Annotated in this window: 15 protein-coding genes; 9 read left to right on the top strand and 6 right to left on the bottom strand. The window is 43.9% G+C overall.

Annotated features, from left to right (window positions below):
• Positions 1–4: 4 nt before the first annotated feature.
• The 3 genes from FPZ43_RS07035 to FPZ43_RS07025 form a co-directional block, all read right to left on the bottom strand.
• A complete protein-coding gene (locus FPZ43_RS07035; protein WP_146381168.1) occupies positions 5–2992 on the bottom strand; it encodes a SusC/RagA family TonB-linked outer membrane protein in 2988 nt (995 codons plus the stop codon).
• A gap of 286 nt (positions 2993–3278) precedes the next feature.
• Positions 3279–4880 (bottom strand): DUF6377 domain-containing protein, encoded by a 1602-nt coding sequence (locus tag FPZ43_RS07030; RefSeq protein ID WP_146381167.1) that lies wholly within the window; start codon positions 4878–4880, stop codon positions 3279–3281.
• Between the two features lie 126 nt (positions 4881–5006).
• Positions 5007–6209, bottom strand: a complete 1203-nt coding sequence (locus FPZ43_RS07025) for a multidrug effflux MFS transporter (RefSeq protein WP_146381166.1) — start codon at positions 6207–6209, stop codon at positions 5007–5009.
• A 194-nt stretch (positions 6210–6403) separates the two neighbouring features.
• Between FPZ43_RS07025 and FPZ43_RS07020 the strand changes: the two genes are divergently transcribed.
• Complete coding sequence (locus tag FPZ43_RS07020) at positions 6404–7078, top strand: phosphonatase-like hydrolase (protein WP_146381165.1); 675 nt, start codon at positions 6404–6406, stop codon at positions 7076–7078.
• Positions 7079–7137: 59 nt separating this feature from the next.
• On the opposite strand, the gene FPZ43_RS07015 is transcribed toward FPZ43_RS07020, so the two are convergent.
• The 3 genes from FPZ43_RS07015 to FPZ43_RS07005 all read right to left on the bottom strand — a co-directional run bounded on the left by FPZ43_RS07015 (position 7138) and on the right by FPZ43_RS07005 (position 10268).
• Positions 7138–8265 (bottom strand): TIGR03364 family FAD-dependent oxidoreductase, encoded by a 1128-nt coding sequence (locus FPZ43_RS07015; protein ID WP_146381164.1) that lies wholly within the window; start codon positions 8263–8265, stop codon positions 7138–7140.
• On the bottom strand, positions 8262–9572 hold the full coding sequence (locus FPZ43_RS07010) for a DUF5690 family protein (protein ID WP_146381163.1): 1311 nt from the start codon (positions 9570–9572) through the stop codon (positions 8262–8264). The genes FPZ43_RS07015 and FPZ43_RS07010 overlap by 4 nt, the downstream gene beginning before the upstream one ends.
• Positions 9573–9680: 108 nt before the next feature.
• On the bottom strand, positions 9681–10268 hold the full coding sequence (locus FPZ43_RS07005) for a helix-turn-helix domain-containing protein (protein ID WP_146381162.1): 588 nt from the start codon (positions 10266–10268) through the stop codon (positions 9681–9683).
• A 148-nt stretch (positions 10269–10416) separates the two neighbouring features.
• On the opposite strand from FPZ43_RS07005, the gene FPZ43_RS07000 reads away from it, so the two are divergent.
• The 8 genes from FPZ43_RS07000 (at position 10417) to FPZ43_RS06965 (ending at position 23033) form a co-directional block, all read left to right on the top strand.
• Positions 10417–11004 carry an HDIG domain-containing metalloprotein gene (locus FPZ43_RS07000; protein ID WP_146381161.1) on the top strand — a complete coding sequence of 196 codons (588 nt, stop codon included), beginning with the start codon at positions 10417–10419 and terminating at the stop codon, positions 11002–11004.
• A 178-nt stretch (positions 11005–11182) separates the two neighbouring features.
• Positions 11183–14461 (top strand): SusC/RagA family TonB-linked outer membrane protein, encoded by a 3279-nt coding sequence (locus FPZ43_RS06995; RefSeq protein WP_146381160.1) that lies wholly within the window; start codon positions 11183–11185, stop codon positions 14459–14461.
• A 25-nt stretch (positions 14462–14486) separates the two neighbouring features.
• On the top strand, positions 14487–16088 hold the full coding sequence (locus FPZ43_RS06990; protein ID WP_146381159.1) for a SusD/RagB family nutrient-binding outer membrane lipoprotein: 1602 nt from the start codon (positions 14487–14489) through the stop codon (positions 16086–16088).
• Positions 16089–16150: 62 nt separating this feature from the next.
• On the top strand, positions 16151–17242 hold the full coding sequence (locus FPZ43_RS06985; protein ID WP_146381158.1) for an alkaline phosphatase family protein: 1092 nt from the start codon (positions 16151–16153) through the stop codon (positions 17240–17242).
• Positions 17243–17325: 83 nt separating this feature from the next.
• Positions 17326–17619 carry a hypothetical protein gene (locus FPZ43_RS06980; RefSeq protein ID WP_146381157.1) on the top strand — a complete coding sequence of 98 codons (294 nt, stop codon included), beginning with the start codon at positions 17326–17328 and terminating at the stop codon, positions 17617–17619.
• A gap of 68 nt (positions 17620–17687) precedes the next feature.
• Positions 17688–18242, top strand: a complete 555-nt coding sequence (locus FPZ43_RS06975; protein ID WP_222430946.1) for a DUF4256 domain-containing protein — start codon at positions 17688–17690, stop codon at positions 18240–18242.
• A gap of 121 nt (positions 18243–18363) precedes the next feature.
• A complete protein-coding gene (locus tag FPZ43_RS06970) occupies positions 18364–19977 on the top strand; it encodes a tetratricopeptide repeat protein (protein ID WP_261381008.1) in 1614 nt (537 codons plus the stop codon).
• A 272-nt stretch (positions 19978–20249) separates the two neighbouring features.
• Positions 20250–23033 carry a TonB-dependent receptor gene (locus FPZ43_RS06965; protein WP_146381156.1) on the top strand — a complete coding sequence of 928 codons (2784 nt, stop codon included), beginning with the start codon at positions 20250–20252 and terminating at the stop codon, positions 23031–23033.
• Positions 23034–23047: the final 14 nt, after the last annotated feature.

Here is a 23047-nt window from a genome sequence, read left to right as displayed (position 1 = left end):
TAAATTAAAATGTTGCTTGCAGGCCCACTATAACTTGCAGGGTTGACGGATAATAATTTAATGAGGTGTTTACACCCGGCGTAAGGCCGTTAACCTGTACCAGATCGGGGTCGCCGCCTGTATAGCTTGTAAACGTGTGCAGGTTTCTGCCGGCTGCATAAAAACGAACCTGTTTCAAATACTTTGTTTTAAGCGGCAGTGAATAGCCCATAGATACGTTGTCGATTTTTACAAATGAGCCGTTCTCCAGGAAATAATCTGACGCGATAGATGTAGTTGAGTTGCTGGTTAGCTTCGAGTATTTGCTTTTGCTATCAAAGGCCGATTTAAGCACGTTTGCATCTGCCTGGCTCGATGGCGTACCAATATAAAATGCCGGGGTATTGAATAGTTTATATCCGAATGCACCGCGCAGGTATATATTCAAGTCGAAGCGTTTGTATCGGATGCTATTAGTTAATGAAACATTCAGTTTTGGTAAGCCGTTGCCAACGTATTGTTTATCATCATTCGATGCCTGGTTTGCAGGTACCACTGTGCCGTCTTTTTTATACACCAACAACGCGCCAGCATCATTAACACCGGCCGATTTAAGCGTATAAAATTCGCCAATACTGTGACCTTCTTCAATACGTTGTACGTTACCTGGGGACCCCGGAGCTGATAATCCTGCTACGTCCTGAAAGGTAGCGCCCTGGTACAGGTCATTAGAGAATGAAATAAACTTATTACGGTTGTACGAAAGGGCCGTGCTTACATTGTAGCTGAAATTAGCACCTTTAACTACAACGCCTGACAGAGTTACTTCCACGCCCTGATTGCGCATTGTACCCACGTTAGTAAACGTTTGCGACTGCGGGTTTGGCGGTAACGGTACATTATAGTAACCAAGTAAATCCTTGTTGGTACGGATGTAGTAATCCACCGAGCCACTTAAGCGGCTATTGAACAAGCTGAAATCAACACCGGCGTTGAAGTTGTATGCACGTTCCCAGCTAAGGTCAGGGTTAACGTTAGATGATGGCCCGTAAACCTGGTACTGAACGCCATTGAATGGAAAGTACCCGGCACCGCCGTAAAGCAATAACGACAGGTAGTTACCAAAGTCCTGGTTACCTGTTATACCGTAATCAGCCCTTAATTTCAGATCGTTGATCCATGGCGCGCTGTTTTTGATGAAGTTTTCTTCTGATACTCTCCAGGCACCTGATACCGCCGGGAAGTTACCCCACTTGTTATTGGCACCAAACTTTGATGATCCCTCATGGCGCAAGCTACCTGTAAGGATGTACTTGTTATCAAAGTCATAGTTAACTCTGCCAAAGAATGCGATTAATGTCGATCCGTTTTGGGTTGAACCAACGGCAGATTGGCCCTGGCCGGCAGCGCCACCATTGTAAAGGCCCGAGCCAAGATTGTTCCACAGGTAGGTGTCAAAAGGGAAGTCGTAGTTTTGAGCCGCAAACTGTTTGTAGTTATACAGCGAGTATGAATAGCCACCCAATACTTTGAAATGGTTTTTATTCAGGTCTAATGAATAGTTGCCTATCCATTCCACGTTTTTCTGATCATTTTCCTGCTGTTCCTGCCTTGCATAGTTGGTTTGTGTAACCCTGTTTGATTGTACGATTGATGATAGGGTTGATGGCCTGAAATCCATATTACGTGCCGAACGGCTAATTTCAGACACGGTGATGGTTGTGCTGAAATTTTTAAGGATGTTGGCCTTTAATGATCCGCTGATGTCGAGCTCTTTGATCTCAGCTTCAGATTTGATCACTGTAGCATTCTCCACCGGGTTGTTTGAGAAAAAGCCTGTGTTAAGGTAGTTGAAAGCCCCCGTTTCGTTGTAAATAGGGTAGGTTGGGTTTAGGGTAAGGGCGTTGTTAAAATTGCCCTGATCGGAATTGTTGGCGTACATATAACGCGGCGCAACGTTAAGCGTAGCTACCAGGAAATTATCATCTGTAGTGTGGTTGATGCTTATCCTGGTACCGTATTCTTTTTTATGTGCACGCAGGTCGATACCATCGGCGTTACGGTAATCTGCAGAGGCAAAATAGTTGGTTTTGCCCGAGCCGCCTGAAAGTTGCAAAGTATGTTTCTGACTAAAAGCCGGGGAACGTGTTACCTCTTTAAGCCAGTTTGTGCGCGCACCGTAATCCTGTCCCTGTTTGTTTTGAACGCGTTTTTCAACAAATTCCTCCGGCGACAGGCTTTGCAATCTGTTGGTTACATAGTCCCAGCTGGCGTAGCCATCATAAAACAGGCGCGATTGTGAGGTTCCTTTTTTGGTAGTGATGATGATAACACCGTTGCTGCCGCGTGTACCGTATATAGCTGATGCAGCGCCGCCTTTAAGCACGTCTATACTTTCTATATCATTTTGGTTAATGTTATCAATGTTACCACCAGGAACACCGTTTACCACGTATAGCGGACCAAGCCCTGCATTACGCGATGATGCGCCGCGTAACTGTATACTTGGTGATGAGTTTGGATCGCCGCTGGCCGTATTCGTGATACTTAACCCGGCCACTTTGCCTTGTAAAGACATTAGCGGATTGTTAGCCGATACCGGCAAAAGATCCTTGCCTGATACGTGGGTTATAGCACTTGATACTTCACGTTTGTCAAGCGTGCCGTAACCAACGCTCACAACCACAACCTCTTGCAACGAGTTGCTGGATGTGGTAAGGCTGGTGTTGATGGTGGAGGCACCGTTGATGTTGACTTCCTTAGAAGAATATCCAATGAAGCTAAAAGTGAGGCTCTTTGCACTTGCAGGCACGCTCAAAGTGTATTTACCATCGGCATCTGTAGTAGTGCCTATGGCAGATCCTGTAACAACAACGCTAACAGCGGCCATGGGCGTGGTGCCGCCCTCCTCGGTAACTTTACCGGTAATTGTCCGGTTTTGTGCGCTTGCCGGTATGGCAAAGGCAATTAAAAGCACAAAGATGCTTGTAAAAAGTAAAAGTTTTCTTTCCATAAAATTGGTTAATTGGTTAAAAAGTAGTTTCTCCGGGATTAATTTACCGGGCAGCATAATGCACACGCTCACGGAGGCGCTGCATCGCAGGCAACAATTTTTTTCATTCGGAAGTTAGGTAATGTACGGGGCGGAGCCCGCTTTATAAATGGTGTATGACGAAGTTACACCCTAAGACTTTTTAAATACACGTACAAGCAATGCCCGTGTCAAAAATCTTGACATTTATAAAATCAAGACGTTGTAAAAGAGGTGTTTACAAAAATATGTTCAGCAAAAATCTTGCTTAAGCCAACAGGTTTTGGGCAATTTGGATGCCCATAATACGCTGCTCAAAGCTGTCGGGCGGTACGTTTGCCTTAGATTTAAGGCGAATGCGGTAGGTGTAAACGGTATTGACGGTCGACTCGAGGATAAGCGCTATGGTCTCGTTATTATTGATACCAAGACGCATGAGGGCCAAAATGCGCAGTTGCGTGGTAAGGGTACCATCCGCTTTGGGTTTTAATTGGTTTTCGGGCTGCAGCATGGAGTTTACCACGCTTATAAAATCAGGAAAAAGTTTAAGAAACACTTTATCAAATGTGGCAAATAGCTGCCTGCGTTCGCCTTGTACATCAACCTTTTCTAATTGCTGCAATGCCTCTTCTATACTGCCCGACTTTATCTTCCTGTGCGCGTTATTCTTAAGGCGGTCAAGCTTTAAGATGTGCCTGGATAATTCGCTGAAAAAGAAACCTATGTATTCTTCCTTGATTTTGCCATCCTCAAAAAGCTGGATATTTTGCTTAGCCAGCAAGTCGTTCTTTTCACGTATAATCACATCGGCAGCGCGTACCTTTTTTAATTGTACAAATATGATAAAGCCTACAAGCCCGGCAATAATTGCTACAATTGATATGACGCCGATAACAACTATAAAGCGTTGCCTGCCTTGCTTTATAACCTGATCGCGTTTTTGAGCAACCATTGGCAACAGCCTGGCTACCTGGTAGCGCTGCATACGGCTTCCAAACTTATCGGCCTGGATCATGGCCTGTTGTAGAAAGTAGTAAGCATCGTCAACATTGCCTTGTTCATAAAGGGTATTGCCGAGATCCAGCATGGCCTGTGCACGATAAGTAGACGATTGAACATCATCTATTGCAGCTGTGGCAAGCAACTTAATTTTTTCGGCACCTGTTTTATAGCGGCTTAGGCCGGTAACAACCATAGCTTCCTCGTGCCTTGTAAGCAGCCGTTTTTGCAGCTCCAGATAATATTGTACAGGTTGCGACCCTGATCTTGGATTTTGCTGCGCTAACAAAATCAGTTGTTCAAATGAGTTTTTTTCAGTCAGCGCTATCGCCGAATCAAGATATTGGTATTTCCGATCAAGGTTTTCGGGCGTATAGTATCTATCGGCGTTGTATTTTGACAAGTCTGACCACGCCCATGAACTCAGGATGTAATAGTTTTTCTTTAAGTCGTTATCCAGCAAGGCGGGGTTTATCTCACGCAGGCAATCAAACGTCTCCTTAAACATGCCTGATGCAATCATGGTCATACCCATGCGTAGCTTGTTTGCAGCAATTAATTTTTTATCGTTAAGGCGGGTGCTCAGGTAAACAAGCTGTTTAGCATATTTATATGTAGGCTCAAAACGGTAGTCCTTGTAGCTTTCAAAGAGTGATAAGGTGATATCGTAACGCTGCCTTAAATTGGATGATGGCTGCTTGTTTAATTGCTGTATAAGCGTTGTAATATGATTTTCTTTTTTAGAGTCATATGCCGCTTTTTTAGCTATCTCGCTTTTAAGTACATTTAGCAGGCTATCTGGTGAAGGCGATGCAACGGTAACAACGGATAGTAAAACACAAGTTAAAGCCAGCAACAAACACTTCTTCATCAGGTATCACAATTTTGAGCTTATCAAATTTACATCATTATATGATAAGGAATGCCGTTGGACGAACGTAATGCAATAAAAAGCACATTGTAATTGGATTATGATAAAGTACGAATGGCCAAGGCCTTATAAATTGCTGGTTCTTTTGTTTGGCTGTTTAGTTGCAGCCAATATAACAGCTGCAATTACCGATGCTACGGCCATTGCCAGCGGCATAGGCAATACTGAGCCGGCCGGAAAGGAGCTTGCAACGGCCGAAACCAAAGCCCCCAAACCCATTTGTAAAGCCCCCATTAATGCAGAAGCGCTACCTGCATTTTTGCTAAAAGGCTCGAGTGAAAGGGCAGAAGCATTTGGGTTAATAAAGCCAAGCCCTGCAAGGAACAAAGCCAGGAAAACAAGGGTGTTTGTCAGGTTCAGCATCCCCATTAAGGCAAAAACCAAAAATATCAGGCTGCTTAAAAGGCAAAGCCCCATGGCGTAGTTGATGATTTTTTGACTGGAGTACCATCTTAATATATAAGAATTAACCTGGCTTGATCCTATAAAGGCGACAGATAAGCCTGCAAATATCCATCCGTAGGTGGTTTCGCTAACGCCGTACAACTCCATAAAAATAATAGGCGACGATGCCACATAAACAAATAGCCCGGAAAATATCAAAGCCGATACCGATGCATAAATAACAAACTGCGGCTCTTTTAATACCAATAAAAAGTTGCTTAAGATTGGGCCGGGTTTAAGTGAATATTGCGGGTCGGGTACGTAAACTTCGGGTATAAAAAAGTACGACAGGGTAAGTATGAGCACGGCCATTACTGCCAGAAATATGAATACGGTGTGCCAGCCGGCTATAGTTATGAGATAGCCGCCGATTGTTGGCGCCAACATAGGCGAAAGGGCTATAACCAACATGATGGAAGCAAAACCTTTTGCGCGTTCATCAGCCTCAAACAAATCTCTAACCAAAGCTACTGATGCCACTGCAGTTGCGCAGCTGCCAATTGCCTGTATAAAGCGGAAAATTATAAGTTGGTTAATATCGGTAGAAAAATAACATCCAACACAGGCTGCCAGGTAAATAAACACACCAAAGTACAATGGCTTCTTCCGCCCAAATTTGTCAAGCAAAGGCCCGTATAAAAGTTGCCCTGCCGATATACCAATAAAATAGCTGGACAGTGTTAGCGAAACTTCGGACGGAGAGGTTTTAAGATCAGCCGCTATAACTTTAAAACCAGGCAAATACATGTCAATTGAAAACGGCCCAAGGGCTGCCAATAAGCCAAGAATATAGATAACGTATTTGCCGATAGGTTTCTTTGCCATAATGTAGTGCTGTAAAACTAAATCAAATTATTTGGTTGCAGTTAACTGACTTGTTTACAGTTTGTCAAAAGACCTTTGATAGTTCGATGAACAGGTACTATTTTTTCAAAATAAATGCTTTATAAAGTTTTCATAACACTCAGTTAATGGCTCGATAATTAAATTATGTTTAGTTTTGCTAAACAAATTTTACAATGGCTATTTTAATAAAGATGGTTGTTTTCGATATGGCGGGAACAACAATAGATGAGCAGAACATAGTTTATAAAACGTTGCATAAGGCAATATTAAACGCCGGGTATAGCGTTTCACTTAACGATGTACTTGAAGTTGGTGCAGGTATGGAAAAGCTTCAGGCCATAAAAAGTATATTATTAAAAAAAGCCGATGTTACGGATGAGCAGGTTGCTTTAACCATCTTTGCCGATTTTGCTACAGGATTAGATCATGCTTATAGCAATAGCGAGATAGCACCTCAACCAGGTGCTTTGGCGACATTTACTGCACTTAAGCAGAAAGGCATCGCAGTTGTGTTAAACACCGGCTACAGCGGGCGTGTTGCCAAAACTATAGTTGATAAACTGGGCTGGCAAAAAGGCCGGGAGTATGATGAATTGATTACTGCAAGCGATGTAAGCAACGGCCGCCCCGCGCCTGATATGATTTTGATGGCTGCCAATAAGTTTAATGTCGAGCCAATTCAAATTGTTAAAGTTGGCGACTCGGTAATAGATATTGAAGAAGGTAAAAACGCGGGCTGTGCCATGAGCATAGGTATCACCACAGGCGCCCACACGTTTGACCAATTACAGGCAGCAAACCCAGATCACATAATCAATAATTTGCAGGAACTGTTGGAGCTTATTTAATTGCTCTGCATAAATACAAAACGGCGGAACTATAAAAATGGTTCCGCCGTTTTTTTGGCTTAATATTTTGCTGCTATCAGTTCCTCGCAGAGCCCAAACGATAGAGTCATGCCGTTACCGCCAAGCCCGTTAATGATGGTAACGCCGGGTTCGGGTTCCAAAATCAACTCCGTTTTGCCGTTAGTTAGCTTTGGGTAGATGCCGTTCCAGGTTTGTATGATCCGGGTATCCTTAAGTGCGGTGAAAGTTTTTAAGTAATCTACAATCATGGTATTGATAAACTCCTTATCAAATGGGTCATGCACCAGGCCATACTCGTGCGAGTCGCCCACGGTTAATTCTCCCAAATGGTTTTGCGAAACCATCACATGGATCCCCCATTTTAAATACTCGGCGTATTGTTCTTCGTACCGTTTACGTAGTGCGGGTAATGATGCTGCCGATTGAAAGCCGGGGTAGTGCACCATTGATAAGCTACCACAAAGCGAAGGGCCAATGCGCCAGTTATTGGGCTGGGCGGCCATGCGCATCATTTGCAATTTGCATTTTGTGAGGGGGGCGGCTGCAAAAAGCTCCGGGTATAAAGTTTCAAACTCGGTGCCGCTGCAAACAAATACTTCATCGGCCTGCCAGCTGCGTTGTCCGGAGGTTACCGTATTGCCTTTCACTTCGCTTATGGCCGTGTTCCAATTAAACGTTACGCCGTGTTTTTCGACTAAGTAGGCGGCCACATGGCCTATGGCCTCGCGCGCCTCAACAATCATTTCGGTACCACTCCACAAAGCGCCTTTTAAGCCATTGGGGTTAACCGCCTCAGATTTTAACAATGCCTGTTGCGGAGTAAGTAATGAACAGTCGCGCAGGCTGCTATTAACATCAGCATATTGCTGCATCACCTCCACTTCGTCATCCTGATACGCTAGGTGTAATGAGCCAACCTCATCATGCCAGATGTTTGCTTCGGTGCAAATTTGTTTCCAAATACTTCTTGATAGCATCGCCCTGTCGAACAAAGGCCCGGTTGGTTGCCCTATCGGCCATACCATACCAAAGTTACGAATGGATGCACCTACCGCGCGCTCGTTACGTTCAAAAACGGTTACTTTAACGCCGCGTGTAGCCAATGCTCGTGCCGTTGCAAGGCCAACTATACCTGCGCCAATCACTATGGCAGATCTGTTACTCATATTGCTGAAAACTTTAAAGGTTTGGCCTGCACGCGGCTACGGCGTGCGCTTTGCCAAAAGTATATTAATGAAAATGTAGCGCTTATGCTGCCCACAACGGACAGAATTAATAAGCCGTCTTTAAAAAATACATCCCAGCTAACGCCTGGGTTGCCTAACTCTTTAACCAATAATACGCTTATGCTGCCAAGGTAGCCAATGGCATCTGCTACATACATAATAAAGCCGACATTGCTTTTGCATTGGAAAGAAGCTATCATCCTTTCAAAAAATATAGCATTGTAAGGTACATAACCGGCATATAAGCCAAGGCCCGCAAGTGTCATCCACGTAATTGGTTCAATGGTTTTGGCATTAAAGAGCAATGTTGCAACGCCGGCCAAAATACATCCGCCTATGATAAAAAGGTGAATGATACCGAAAGCTTTTAAGTTGTTTTTTACAAGGATAAGTAGGCCCATGCCAGCCAATACAATTAAAGAAATAATACTATCTATGCTGGTAAAAATTGCATTGTTCTTTATGCCCAGCCCGTGCCAAATTTCCACCTCGAAGTTGTCCCTTACGTCGCGCATAATGGTTAGCATCAGGTATACTATTACGGTAAGTATAATGCCCGGTAAAAACCGTATTATAAATGCCCGGCGCTCATGCGGGGGCATGCTACGGCGTTCGGTACGCTGCTGCTTGTCTTGCGCTGTTGGTGGAGGCAGGGCTTCAAGGCATAGTACAAATAATATCAAGGGCAAAACAAATATTGCCCCCGTTGCAAATGGCATCAAAAACTCGTTTACATGAAAGCTGGTAAGCAGGGTACGGCCTACAGTTTTTACAAAGCCCGAAGCGAAAATAAGACTTATAGACAACACAGCAGCCATAAACTCTGTAGCCCGGCGGCCTTCAAGGTAGCCGAACACCAATCCCCAGATCATGCCAAGCGGAAAGCCGTTTACAAACAGGCAAACAATATTATAAGGAGCCGGAATAAAAGCGAAAGCCAGTAAGGCAAGCCAGGATATGCCAACCAGCATTAAAACATATCGCCCGCGGTTTTGGGCCTTAACCTCTGCAATAAAACGGATGCCGTAAAATTTGCTTAACATATAGCCCAACACCTGGGCTATAACCAACCATGCTTTATAATCTACATGCAGATATTGCTGCCCGGCAAAAGTACCGGCGGCAAAAGCCCTGCGAAAGGCATACATAGAGGTATAAGCTCCGAAAGCTGCTAGCCCTGCTAATACAGATATAACAGGATAGGGCAGCTTGGCTGCAAAAGGCCTTAGCCTATTTAACAGCAACATGATTATCGCGCTTAAAAATAATACACATAGTATGCAATCATCTGAAAGATGTTTAGCAATTATAAACTATGTTTATTAATTATAAACTAAGGGTATGTTAACTTATGTTTAATTGTTCTGCTTCTCTTCAAAGAAATAGATGACCAGCATAGTTGCATTCCCTTTGCCTACATTGCGGGGAGTGTGGGAAATGCGCCCATCAAAAAGCATGCTGTCGCCCTGGTAAAGCGTGTGGGTGCTATCATCGCCAAATAAATATTCAATCTCTCCGCTAATGATGTACTTATACTCATAGGCCTCTGTTTGCACAAGCGGGCGCCTGGCATTTGGTTCAAGCTCAAGGATTACGATGTCAATAGTGGAATTTTTAATAAGCTGGGTAAAAATACGGCTATAATGAAATCCTTCAGTGTCTTCTTTTTCAAAGCGTTCGTACTCATCTTTCCGTTTAATAATAAGCGGGAAGTTGCGTTCACGGCTTTTAATATCCTGAAAAAATACATTCAGGTCTATGTCGAGTGCGCGAATAATATCGATCAATACAATCAGAGAGGGGATAGTACGGCTGTTTTCGATCTGCGAAATAAGGCCTTTACTTACATTTGCCTGGCTGGCAAGTTCCTGTACAGTAATGTTTTTTTCGCGACGTCGCTCTTTAATACGGTTGCTTATCTGTATAAGTATATCGTCTTCCATCAATCATTATAACTGGTTGTATGGCCGAAAATTATACATTAAATCAAACTATCACAAATACGCTCACAAAAAACGCCGCGATAAATTATATGATAGAGGCTTAATGATAACTTAATGTTGTGCCCCTTCTTTTGCTGAAAAGTTTGTTATGCCCCCCAAACTAAGCCCGCAGGAAATTACCGAAAAGGTGTTTGCTTTATATGAGCTGCACGGAGATGAAGATTACATTGGCGAGCCCGTGTCTCAGCTTGAGCACATGGCGCAGGCCGCTGCTTTAGCCCAGGCTGAGGGCTATGACGACGAAGTAGTACTTGCTGCCTTTTTCCACGATATAGGCCATTTATGCGCCGCACAGGGCGAAGCCGAAAGCATGGATGGTATGGGTAATGTTGAGCATGAAAAACTGGGCGCCGACTATCTCCTTAACCTTGGTTATTCGGCTCGTGTTGCAAGCCTTGTACAAAGCCACGTAGTAGCCAAGCGTTACCTTACCTTTAAATATCCCGATTACTTTGCTAAGCTGTCTCCTGCAAGCAGGGCTACGCTCAACTTTCAGGGTGGCGTAATGTCTGTAGTAGAGGCTGCCACATTTGAGGCTAATCCCGATAAAGATCTGATAATTCGTTTTAGGCATTGGGATGACGAAGCAAAGCTTGAAAACATCCCGGTTATCAATATCCAGGAACTTAAGCAAAAGTCTATAAGCCATTTGCAGTCACAAAAAACTACACTGTAAGCATTGTTAATTTAATTTAACGGCTTTGTGTTGTTAGTGTTATTAGTGCTCGTGGTGCTTAACCTTTCTCCCTATCTGTTTTAAAGTTTAATTAATATAAACTTAGTTTAGTAATAATAAACACAATTTACTTTTGCTGCTGATAAAATCAAACTAAACAAACAAGATTTAAAAGCAGATGAAACACTTTTACCCTAATTTAAAGAAGCTTGCACTTTTACTCGTGTGTAGCCTTACGCCCCTCTTTTTGTTTGCTCAAACAAAAATTACGGGTACAGTAAATGATGAAACCAGACAGCCGCTGCCAGGCGTAAGTGTTATGGTTAAGGGAACTAACCAGGGCACAACTACAGATGTGTACGGAAGGTTTATTATCAATGCCAGCCCCGGCCAGGTTTTGACGTTTAAATTTTTAGGTTTTGCCCAGCAAGAAGCAACTGTTGGTACCGGCAATACCATGGTGGTTAATTTAAAAGGCGACAGCAAAACACTTAACGAAGTGGTAGTGACTGCCTTGGGTGTTAAGAAAGAAACCCGCCGCGTAGGTTACGCAGTATCAACCGTAACCGGCGAAGACCTTACCGTAGCCCGCGACCCTAACCCGGTTACAGGCCTTATCGGTAAAGTAGCCGGTTTATCAGTTGGCCCCTCTGCAGAGTTGCTGGGTGCGCCAAGCGTAAGGATACGTGGTAACCAGATATCTTTATACGTGGTAGATGGTTTCCCTATCAATACGGACACCTACAACATCAGCCCGGATGATATTGAAACTTACACAGTATTAAAGGGCCCTGCCGCTGCGGCACTTTATGGTAACCGTGCATCATATGGCGCTATATTAATAACCACTAAAAAAGGCAACAAGAACAAAAAAGGTTTAACGGTTGATATTAACAGCAGTACCGTTATTAATAGCGGTTTCCTTGCTTTCCCGCGTGTGCAAAAATCATACGGCGCAGGCGAGAATACCTACTATAAATTTGTTGACGGTAAAGGTGGTGCACCGGGTGGTGTGGATGCCGATTATGACGTTTGGGGTCCATATTTTAATGGCCAGCTAATTGAGCAATACGATAGCCCTATTATCAACGGCGTTCGTCAGGCTACTCCTTACACCGCTCGTGGCGCAAATAACCTTAACAACTTTTTGCGCACGGGTTACCAAACCAACAATAACGTTGCATTAAGTGCCAATGGCGATAACTACAACGTACGCTTCTCGGCATCGCAGCAGCACCAAAATAGCTACATACCTGAGCAGTACCTTGATATTGCCAATGCTAATATCTACGCTGCATTTAGCCCTAACCCGCGCTGGAAGTTTGAAGGTAACGTGAGCTTTAACCGCCAAACAACAGATAATTTCCCGGATGTAAGCTACGGCCCTAACAGCTTAATATACAACCTGGCTATATGGACAGGTGCCGATTGGGATGTTAACGCACCGGATATTAAAGCCATTTGGCAGCCAGGTAAAGTAGGTATACAACAGCAATTTGCAGAGTATACCCGTTACCACAACCCATGGTTTATGGTAAAAGAGTGGACCCGCGGTCATTACAAAAATGATACATACGGCTATCTTTCTGCTAACTACAAAATCAATAATAACCTAAATGCTACTTTGCGTTCGGCTATCAATACCTACAATATCCTTCGCACCGAAAAAATGCCTTATTCGGCACACCCTTACGGACGTGAAGGTAACCTTGGCGACTACCGCGAAGACCGCCGCAACCTTTTTGACAACAATACGGAGTTGATGATCAACTACGATTATACCGTTAAAAAGTTTCTGAACTTATCGGGTACCGTAGGTGGAAACATGCGTAACTTAAGCTACAACTCAAACTGGGCATCGACAGATTATTTGAACGTACCGGGTGTGTACTCATTCAGTAACTCGATGAACCCGGTGCAGGCAACCAGCTTCAGCTCGGATATGCGCGTATTAAGTGCGTATTATTCATTAGACGCCAGCTTTGGTAAATATGCAACCATCTCAAGCACCGGCCGTATCGATAAATCGTCCGCTTTTCAGGTGCCTACAACCTATTTCTATCCAAGCGTATCGGTAGCTACCGTAGTGTCTGATTATATAAAAATGCCTGAGTTTATTACTTTCTTAAAAGGCAGGGCATCATACTCAAACATTCGTTCTGATGCTACATCAACAACTATCGGCCCGGCTCCGTTTAGCTCAATCACTGTTTACGGTGGCGGCACAGGTGCATCATTATTTAATAATCCGCTGGGTTATGGCTCTACCTACACATCTCCGTACAACGGCCCTGATTATTCTTTAAATACTTCATTCTCTACAAGTAAACCTTATAACAGCCAAACGGCAGGTTACGCTACAGATTATTTGTACCAAAACGGTATTAAAACATCAACCCGCGTAAACTACGAGGAAGGTTTTGATATTAAATTCCTGGCGAACCGTTTGGGCTTCTCAGGTACCGCGTTCCAATATATCGATGGTCCGCGCATTTTGCCCAACGTTATATCAAGTGCTACAGGTTACACTGTTGAGTACCTAAACGCTTTAAAAACCAAAAAGACAGGTTACGAAGGCTCTATCATGGGTACGCCTATCAAAAACATGGGCGGCTTTAGCTGGGATGTGTTGGCAAACATATCAACTTTCAAAGAGATTTATAAAGAGTTGCCTGCAGGCCAGGATACTTACCAAACCTTCTTTAAAGCAGGCGATCGTACAGACAAATTATACGGATCGGCATTTGTACGCACACCTGATGGCCAGATCATAAATGATGCGGCCGGTAAACCGCTTTCGAGCCCGGTAGCCCAGTTCCTGGGTAACATGAACTCAAACTATTCATGGAGTATCTATAACAAATTCAGGTATAAAAACCTAAGCTTCTCGTTCCAGTTTGATGGCTCGGTTGGTGGTGTTATTGTTGATTACATGCACAACAAAACCATGCGTGGCGGCGCTAATGCAGAAACTGCCGAAGGCGCACTTGGTGCAGCACGTTTCCAGGATTGGTCAAACTTTGGCAAAACAGGTTACAATGGCAGCTACGTAGGCGAAGGTGTTGTTATTTCAAACGGGCAGTCTATCAACTACGATTCAAAAACAGGTGCAGTGCTTAACTACAACCAATTGCAATATGCGCCAAATACGGCTACATCATTTGTACAGGGTTACGTAAGCTCATATTACAATGTGGACGAAGCCAACTTAATGAGCAAAACATACTCGAAGTTGCGTGAGGTTACCATTGGTTTCGATTTTCCTAAAACCATGTTAGCCAGAACCTTTATCCAAAAAGCATCGGTATCGTTATATGGCCGTAACCTGCTTTACTTCTATAAAGACAAACGCTTTAAGGATGTTGACCTTGACCAGTACAACTATGCATCCGGCTCAACAGGCCTGCAATCGCCAACGGTACGTAGCTACGGTTTAAACCTTAATGTATCATTCTAAGCAAAACACTGATCATCAGTAAAAAATGAAAACGATATTAAAAAAATATATACTGCCTGCAGCGTTGCTGTTATCAGTAACGGGTTGTAAAAAGAGCTTTGACGAGCTTACCCAAAACCAAAACGTGCCGAACTCGGTACCGGCCTCATTGCTTTTTAATGGTGTGCTAAACAGCATTGCCGAAACACCCGATGGCCAAAAGGAGATATACGCACAATACTACCTTTATAACTACGATTATTACGGTAACAACCGTTATGACCTGGGTGCCGGCGATAACTATTATACCATATTAAAAAACGTGCAGGAGATGGAAAAGCAAGCTGCCGCTACAGGTGGTGCTGCCATAAACCCGTACGAGGCGCTCGGTAAGTTTTTTAAGGCGTACTTATTTAGCAAGATGAGCCTTGAAATGGGCGACATCCCGATGACCGAGGCGTTGCAGGGGCTGGACAAGTTAAACCCAGCTTATGATTCGCAAAAGGCCGTAATGCTGCAATCACTACAATGGCTGGATAGCGCTAATGATGATTTAGGGCAGTTAATAGCTAACCCAGGCAACTTTGGAAGCGGCGAAGGCGCTACCCTTAAAAACGATATCTATTTTGCTAACGACCTTACCAAATGGCAAAAGGCAGTTAATGCTTTGCAACTGCGTTTATTAGTTGCCTTAAGCAAAAAAACTGCTGATACCGACCTTAAAGTAGTTTCGCGCTTTGCGGCCATCCTGGCATCTCCATCAAAGTATCCATTGATGAGTAGCAACGCCGATAACCTGCAATACGTTTTCCGTGAGCCAAATAATTACTACCCGCAAAACCCGAATAACTTTGGCCAGAGCGGGTCACGTAAAAACATGTCTGCAACTTATGTTGGTTTGCTTACCAGCTTAAAGGACCCGCGCGTGTTTGTAACTGCTGAGCCTTCGCGTTATCTGGTTGATGAGCAAAAGCAAAGCCCTACTGATTTTGCATCATTTGTAGGCGCCGACCCGGGTTTGGATTTGAGCGTAATGTATAACAATGCCGGTTTACAGCGTTACTCGTTCCTTAACCGCAAGCATTTCTACTCGACCTACACAGGCGAGCCTGCTATACAAATTGGTTTTCCTGAAATGATGTTTAACATCGCCGAAGGCTTAAACCGCGGCTGGGCAAGCGGCGCAAGTGCCGAGACCTATTACCAAAACGGTATAAAAGCGTCAATGCAATCATACGGTATCCCAGAAACAGGCTCATTTACGGCCTACTTCTACCGCCCTGGTTCAACAAGCGTATCTGTTGCAGGTAATTACGATACCTACAGCATTGCGGCTAACTTTGCAACGTATTACAACCAGGCCACAGTAAAATACACTGCGGATGGCGCTGGTTTAACCAAAATTTTGCAGCAAAGATACCTGGCGCTGTTCCGCCACTCTGGTCTGGAATCTTACTTTACTTATCGCCGTACCGGTGTGCCAACGTTTACTACCGGCCCCGGCACAGGTAACGGTACACGTATAGCAACACGTTTCCAGTATCCATCATCAGAGCGTACGGCCAATTCGGCAAACTATCAAAAAGCGCTCGATAGCCAGTTTGGTGGTAACGACGATATTAATGGTATCATGTGGATACTAAAATAATTCACCTGTTTTACAAGCATGGCCGTTAGCAATAACGGCCATGCTTTTTTAATATACTTTTTATGAAAAAATTATTTGCTGTACTGGTTTTGGCTGCAAGTGCTTTAACAGTTACCGCCCAAAACCGCCAAACCAAAAACCTCATCATTGTAACGCTTGACGGTATGCGCTGGCAGGAAGTTTTCAGAGGGGCCGACTCGGGCCTGGTAAATTCAAAATATACCAGCGATAAAGATGATGTGAGGAAGAAGTACTGGGCCGCTACGGCAACAGCACGACGCGAAATGCTGTTCCCGTTTTTATGGAATGTAGTAGCCAAAAAAGGGCAGCTTTACGGTAACCGCGATTTAGGGAATAAAGATGAGCTGGCCAATCAATACCGCTTTTCGTACCCTGGCTATAACGAAATATTTACCGGCTTCCCCGATGTGCGGATGAATACCAATGACCCTATTGTTAACCCAAACATGAATGTGCTGGAGTTTATAAACAAGCAAAAAGGTTTTGAAGGTAAGGTGATTGCCTTTTCATCATGGGAAAGGTTTCCTCAGATTTTAAATGTTGGTAGATCAGGCTTGCCGGTATATTCGGGTTATGCCGAGCTTAAAAATGCAGATGCAAACCCTCGATTGAAGTACCTGAACGAGTTGCAGCACAGCACGCCCAAATATATAGGCGACTCTACCCGGTCAGACTTTATTACTTACGAGTTTAGCAAGGAATATATAAAGCAATACAAACCACGCGTGCTGTATATGGCCTTTGATGAAACGGATGATATGGCTCACGAGGGCAACTATAAAGATTACCTGGCACGCGCAAAACAGGAAGATGGCTTTATAATGAACTTATGGAACATGGTACAGGCCGATCCATTTTATAAAGATAAAACAACCCTCTTAATTACCTGCGACCATGGCCGCGGCGAAAGCGATGGCTGGCGCAACCATGGTGCCGATGTAAAGGGTGCTGAGCAAACCTGGTTTGCCGTTATCGGCCCGGATACCCCGCCAACCGGCGAAGTAAAAACAGCAACCGTAACCTACCATAAGCAACTGGCACAAACCATTGCCCAATTATTTGGCTTTGATTTCAAAAAATCAGCAGGCCATGAAGTAGGCAGTGCTATAAGTACCGTAACAGTTGCTAAGTAATGGCAAAATTTTAAAGGCCTTACTGAAGCCGTTTTACGAAAGTAAAGCGGCTTTTTGTATTTTGCACAAACACAACCGAGGCTATGAAAACATTACCCGATTTTAAAGCAACCATGCAGTCAGCACAACCAGATAGTGCCTTTTCGGTTCAATTGAAAAGCCTTTGGTATGATGGTAAAGGCAACTGGCAACAGGCACATGATCTGATAGATCAGCTAACCGACCAACCATCTGCATGGGTACACGCCTACCTGCACCGAAAGGAAGGTGATACCTGGAACGCCGATTATTGGTACAGGCGGGCAAGTAAAGCGCGCCCGGCTGTGTCATTAGATGAAGAGTGGGAACAATTGGTGCTGCACTTTTTACAGCAATAATGCTGTTATTACAAATGGATCGTCGCAGTGGCAAGGCAAATAAATATCAATCTTACATTAACATCAGTATGAAATTATCAGCAACTCAAAGTCAGGATCTGTTGGAGATTTTAAAAAACCGTTTCCTTAAAAATATGGACAGGCATCCCGGCTTGGATTGGGCAGATGTTGAAACGAGGCTAAAAGACAATGAAGAGAAGCAATGGTCGCTCAACGAAATGGAAATTACCGGCGGCGAACCTGATGTGGTTGCTTTTGATGATAAAACAGACGAATACACATTTTTCGATTGCTCGGCCGAAACTCCCGCAGGCCGCCGCAGCACTTGCTATGACAGGGAAGGGTGGGAGTCAAGAAAGGACAACCGCCCTGAAAATACTGCCGTTGATATGGCTGAAGAAATGGGGGTGCAGCTTTTAAATGAGGAACAGTACCGATACCTGCAGCAATTAGGAAAGTTTGATTTAAAAACATCGAGCTGGCTGGCCACCGCGGTTGAAATACGGAAACTTGGCGGTGCCATATTTGCCGACAGGCGTTACAATACCGTTTTTGTTTATCATAACGGCGCACAGTCATATTACGCCGGGCGTGCGTTTCGGGCAGCGCTTAAGGTTCGATGAAGCGTTAAGCTAATACAAGTATCAGCAATAGCAGAAAGCAAACTTAGCTGTAGACCATTGCTTAACATATACTTAACATTGTAATCGTTAATTTGAATTGCTATACAAGCAATGGCAGTTAATGCGTAAAAAAGTTACCCTTTTATTTTCTCTGATATTTACTGCGCAGGCGTTTATGACCTGTTATGCCCAACCAAAACTGTCAAACGATCTTCGTAAGCTTACACAGCAACACCCCGATTCGGCACTTACTGCTTTGCGTAAGTTATATAATGTAGCTTTAGATAAGAATGATGTGCTTACACAGGGCTTGTGCTTGCAGCAAATGGGCAAAGTATGTTATAATCAGGGGCACTATGCGCAGGCACTTGAATTTTATCTCCGTGCAGAAAAGCAATTGGCAGCGCAGCCCAATAAAAATTTAATTGCTGCGAACATGGGCGAGCTTGGCGTACTTTATTATTATAACAAGCAAACCCAAAAGTCAATGGGGCTTTACCTTAAAGCACTTTCCATTTACAATGAAACCGGTAACCTGGAAGGCCGTGCAGAAATAATGGGCAACATCGGCCATTTGTATGAAAAGGCAAAACGTTACGACAGCGCCTTGTATTACCAGAATGCTGCGTTAGGAAACTACCGGAAGGCCGGGCACATTAAAGGGGCAGCTAAAATTTACGAGAACTTGGGCAGCGTGTATGAGGATTTGGCAAAGTACGACTCGGCAGGGGTAAACTTCACAAACGCACTTAAACTTTATAATGATGCTGGTGATAAGGTTGCCAGCATAGAGGTGATAAATAATCTTGGCGATATCTATCGCAAAACCCAACGCTATGATAGCAGCCTTGTTTACACCAGGCGGGCAATGGCAATGGCTAAGCAAACTGATAACACATATCAAATGGCATCATGCACCAAAGATATGGGCCAGGCTTTTGCGCTAATGGAGCGCATGGACAGTGCCTATCATTATGCAGAGCTAAGCCGTCGTTTTTCATTAGAGGTATATTCTAAGGAAGGGATGGAGCAAACAGCCTTTTTACAAGTGCTGTATGATATGGATAAGAAAAGTGATGAGATAACACACCTTAACAACATACGAAAGGTCAACAGAATTGTTGGTATTGCTGTATTTGTGGTGGCTATTTTGCTTGCCGTATTAGTGATAGTAATATTTAGCAGGCAGCGTTTGAAAATTAAAGATCAGCAGGCCCTGGCCAGGCAGCAAGCCGCCGAGCATGAGTTTACCCAGCTCGAGCTGAAAAACAAGCACCTGGAAGAAGATAACCTGCGCAGGCAGCTTGAGGTGAAAAGCAGCGAACTATCTACCCATACGCTCAACCTGATCCGTAATAACCAGTTACTCGAGAACCTGCGCAGTACATTGCAAGCCATGGTTAAAGAAGACAAGCGTGACCAAAAAAAGCAGATGCAGCAAATCATCATGCAGATAAACGAGAGCTTTAACCATGAACAAAACTGGAAAGAATTTACAACAGCGTTTGAGCAGGTACACCAGAAATTCTACGAGAACATCAGGCAATATAGCAATGAACTTACTTCGGCTGATATGCGATTGATTGCTTTGTTGCGCATCAACCTTGATTCTTCAGACATTGCAACCCTGTTAGGTATCTCTACAGACAGCCTTCGGGTGTCGCGATACAGGCTTCGTAAAAAACTAAACATCGCTCAAGGCGACAATCTCACCGCGTTTATACAGTCGTTATAACGTTACTGACAATGTTTTTTAGTTAACGATAGGCGCTTAAAACAGTCCTTAACATTATCTTAATGTAACGATAATAAAAGCATAACGGCGCTTTTTTAACTCATTAAATATCTGTAAATAAGTGTATTGTGTATTAATGTTGCTTTTGTGTATATGCTGTACGTAACGCTGTTGCTTTTATGTAACTGTTAAAATTTCATTCGTTACACGGGGCGTTACACCTTTGCAGTGTCGAACAAAAACTATTGACACAACGCAACCCATTAAAAGCAATGAAAAAACTTTTACAAGTATTAATACCCCTCATGTTAACTGCAGCAACCCTAAGTGCTGCACATATCAAGGGGCACGTATATGATAAACAAAGCGGCGAGCCCCTGGTTGGTGCCACCATCTCTTCAAACACAGGCCAGGCAACCAGCACCGGTTTAGACGGATCATTCGAATTAAAAGGCCTTAAGGTAGGGCAGGTAACACTTCGCGTATCTTATATCACTTATAAAACCATCACTCGGGATGTGACTGTTTTAAAAGAAGATAACCCACATGTTAAATTCTACATGGAATCGGCCGGGAAAGATTTAGGTGAAGTAACTGTCAGGGCAACCGCATCAGGCTCAAATGACCGCGATGCACGCCGTATCGAACAAAATGCTACACAGGTGATGAATATCGTATCAGGCAAATCCATAGAAGTATCTCCGGACTTAACTGTGGCTAACGTAATGCAACGTGTTTCCGGCGTTTCTATCGAGCGTAACAGCAACGGTGATGGCCAGTACGCCATTCTGCGCGGTATGGATAAACGCTATAATTACACGCTTGTGAACGGTGTGAAAATTCCCAGTCCTGATAATAAATACCGTTATGTACCATTAGATCTGTTCCCGTCTGACCTATTGGACAGGCTTGAGGTTTATAAAACACTTACGCCAAACCTTGAGGGCGATGCTATTGGCGGTGCGGTAAATATGGTAATGAAAAACGCACCAGATCATTTCCAGATCAATGCCAATATCGCTACCGGTTACAGCCAATTATTTTTCGACCGTAACTTTACCAGTTACGACGCATCAGGCATAAGTCATAAGTCGCCCTATGAGATCAATGGCCGTAACTATAATGCAACGCAGGCCGACTTTGCCAAAGGAACCCTACAATACACATCCAAAAAACCTGCTCCTAACGCTATCGGAAGCATATCAATTGGTCAGCGTTTTTTTGACAGCAAATTAGGCGTTATAGTAGCCGGTAGCTATCAAAACACTTACCGCGGTAGCAATAGCACATTTTATAATTCAGCTGTAGACGGTACGGATGCCTTCGCCAAAATCACCAGCAAAAGCTATCGCGAATATTCTGAGCAGCAAAAGCGCCTGGGCTTACATGGAAAAATTGATTATGTGTTTGACAAGAACAACAAGATAAGCTTGTACAATGTGTATGTTGACCTGAAGAATCAGCAACTGCGCGACCAGGTAACTACCACTTACAACAATATTTATACAGCAAGCGGCGGCAACAATGCCGAATTGGTTTACAGCACCCGTGCCCGCTTAACCGAACAGCAGATATACAATACCACGTTGCATGGCGATCACAAATTTTTTGATGATAAATTTAAGGTGCAATGGTCTGGCGTGTATTCATCGGCACGTAACGAAGTGCCGGATAATACCAACATAAGCGTTAACGGGTTGCGCACAAACGGGCAGGATACCCGCTTGTCGTTAGTTAATACCAACCCGGTTGAACGCCGTTGGGAGCGTAACACTGATGAGGACAAGGCAGGTTATTTAGATTTAACATACTCAATTAAATCAGGTGCTAACAAAATTGATTTTATGGCCGGTGGTTTATACCGCGATAAAGAACGAGCCGGTTTCTTTAACAAGTACAACCTTTTTGCACCACTTAAGGCCGACGGAACAGCACCACGCTACGGTGTGGATTTTCAAAGCTACAGCGATTTAAACCTTACTGTGAGTAACCCGCAAGGTGGGGTAGCCAACTCGTTAACGTACGATGCATCTGAGAAAATAGGTGCCGGTTACGGTATGTTTAAATTTACTGCAGATAAGTTGGAGTTGATTGGTGGTGCCAGGGTTGAGCATACCAACCAGGGTTATAACCTGTTGTTTCCGCAGGGCGAATCAAGACCAACAGGCAGCCAGGTATATACCGATGTATTACCAAGCGCAACTTTAAAGTACCACCTAACTGATAAGGCACAATTACATGCATCATATTACAAAGCGGTTAACCGACCAGGCTTTTACGAGATAGTACCAAGCAAAATAGTTAACGAGGAATATGAAGAGCGTGGTAACCCCGATTTGAAACGCGCCTTAGCCGACAATTACGATTTGCGTTACGAGCTTTTCCCGGGTGCATCAGAGCAACTATTGGTAGGCGGTTTTTATAAACGAATCAAAAACCCTATCGAATACACCTTCCAGCCGGATGCAGTGCGTGGCCAGGATATTTATTATACACCGGGCAATTTTGGTACGGCGCATAACTATGGTGCCGAGATAGATTATATCAAGTTCTTTAGTAAAATAGGCGTGAAGGCAAATTATACCTATACACACTCGCGCATTACAACGCCTAAAACTGCCAGACGAATCAATGCAACCACCGGCGATCAGGAAGCTTATTTAGTTAACCAAAGCCGCCCATTGTATGGCCAGTCGGCTCACATCGGTAATATTTCCTTGCTTTATAAGGATACCAAGCATGGCTGGGATGCACAGGTTGCTGGTGCATACACTGGCGAACGTATCAATACTGTATCACAATTCCTTAATAACGATCTGTGGCAAAAAGGTTTTGTGCAGATGGACGCATCTGCCGAGAAAAGATTTAAAAACGGCATAAGTGTATTTGTAAAGGCTAACAACATCCTTAACACGCCATCGAAGTTATACATAAAAGGCACCAACAGCGCTAACGATGACATTAAAGAGCAATTGGTATCAAACGGACAAACCCTTATCCGCAGCGATTATTATGGCCAAAGCTATCTGATAGGCCTGCGATATAAATTTAACTAAGACATACAAACAAC

The organism is Mucilaginibacter pallidiroseus (assembly GCF_007846085.1).
In the GTDB taxonomy this organism is placed as follows: Bacteria; Bacteroidota; Bacteroidia; order Sphingobacteriales; family Sphingobacteriaceae; genus Mucilaginibacter; species Mucilaginibacter pallidiroseus.
The sequence above is the reverse complement of the archived record's forward strand: the minus strand, read 5'-3'. Positions and strand labels throughout refer to the sequence as shown.

Bases quoted from the DNA above. Each gene is read 5' to 3' on its own strand.
- FPZ43_RS07020 (WP_146381165.1), top strand. From the start codon at position 6,404: ATGGCTATTTTAATAAAGATGGTTGTTTTCGATATGGCGGGAACAACA.
- FPZ43_RS06985 (WP_146381158.1), top strand. From the start codon at position 16,151: ATGAAAAAATTATTTGCTGTACTGGTTTTGGCTGCAAGTGCTTTAACA.
- FPZ43_RS07010 (WP_146381163.1), bottom strand. From the start codon at position 9,572: ATGTTGCTGTTAAATAGGCTAAGGCCTTTTGCAGCCAAGCTGCCCTAT.
- FPZ43_RS06975 (WP_222430946.1), top strand. From the start codon at position 17,688: ATGAAATTATCAGCAACTCAAAGTCAGGATCTGTTGGAGATTTTAAAA.
- FPZ43_RS07005 (WP_146381162.1), bottom strand. From the start codon at position 10,268: ATGGAAGACGATATACTTATACAGATAAGCAACCGTATTAAAGAGCGA.
- FPZ43_RS06995 (WP_146381160.1), top strand. From the start codon at position 11,183: ATGAAACACTTTTACCCTAATTTAAAGAAGCTTGCACTTTTACTCGTG.
- FPZ43_RS07035 (WP_146381168.1), bottom strand. From the start codon at position 2,992: ATGGAAAGAAAACTTTTACTTTTTACAAGCATCTTTGTGCTTTTAATT.
- FPZ43_RS07025 (WP_146381166.1), bottom strand. From the start codon at position 6,209: ATGGCAAAGAAACCTATCGGCAAATACGTTATCTATATTCTTGGCTTA.
- FPZ43_RS07000 (WP_146381161.1), top strand. From the start codon at position 10,417: ATGCCCCCCAAACTAAGCCCGCAGGAAATTACCGAAAAGGTGTTTGCT.
- FPZ43_RS06970 (WP_261381008.1), top strand. From the start codon at position 18,364: ATGCGTAAAAAAGTTACCCTTTTATTTTCTCTGATATTTACTGCGCAG.
- FPZ43_RS07015 (WP_146381164.1), bottom strand. From the start codon at position 8,265: ATGAGTAACAGATCTGCCATAGTGATTGGCGCAGGTATAGTTGGCCTT.
- FPZ43_RS06965 (WP_146381156.1), top strand. From the start codon at position 20,250: ATGAAAAAACTTTTACAAGTATTAATACCCCTCATGTTAACTGCAGCA.
- FPZ43_RS06990 (WP_146381159.1), top strand. From the start codon at position 14,487: ATGAAAACGATATTAAAAAAATATATACTGCCTGCAGCGTTGCTGTTA.
- FPZ43_RS07030 (WP_146381167.1), bottom strand. From the start codon at position 4,880: ATGAAGAAGTGTTTGTTGCTGGCTTTAACTTGTGTTTTACTATCCGTT.
- FPZ43_RS06980 (WP_146381157.1), top strand. From the start codon at position 17,326: ATGAAAACATTACCCGATTTTAAAGCAACCATGCAGTCAGCACAACCA.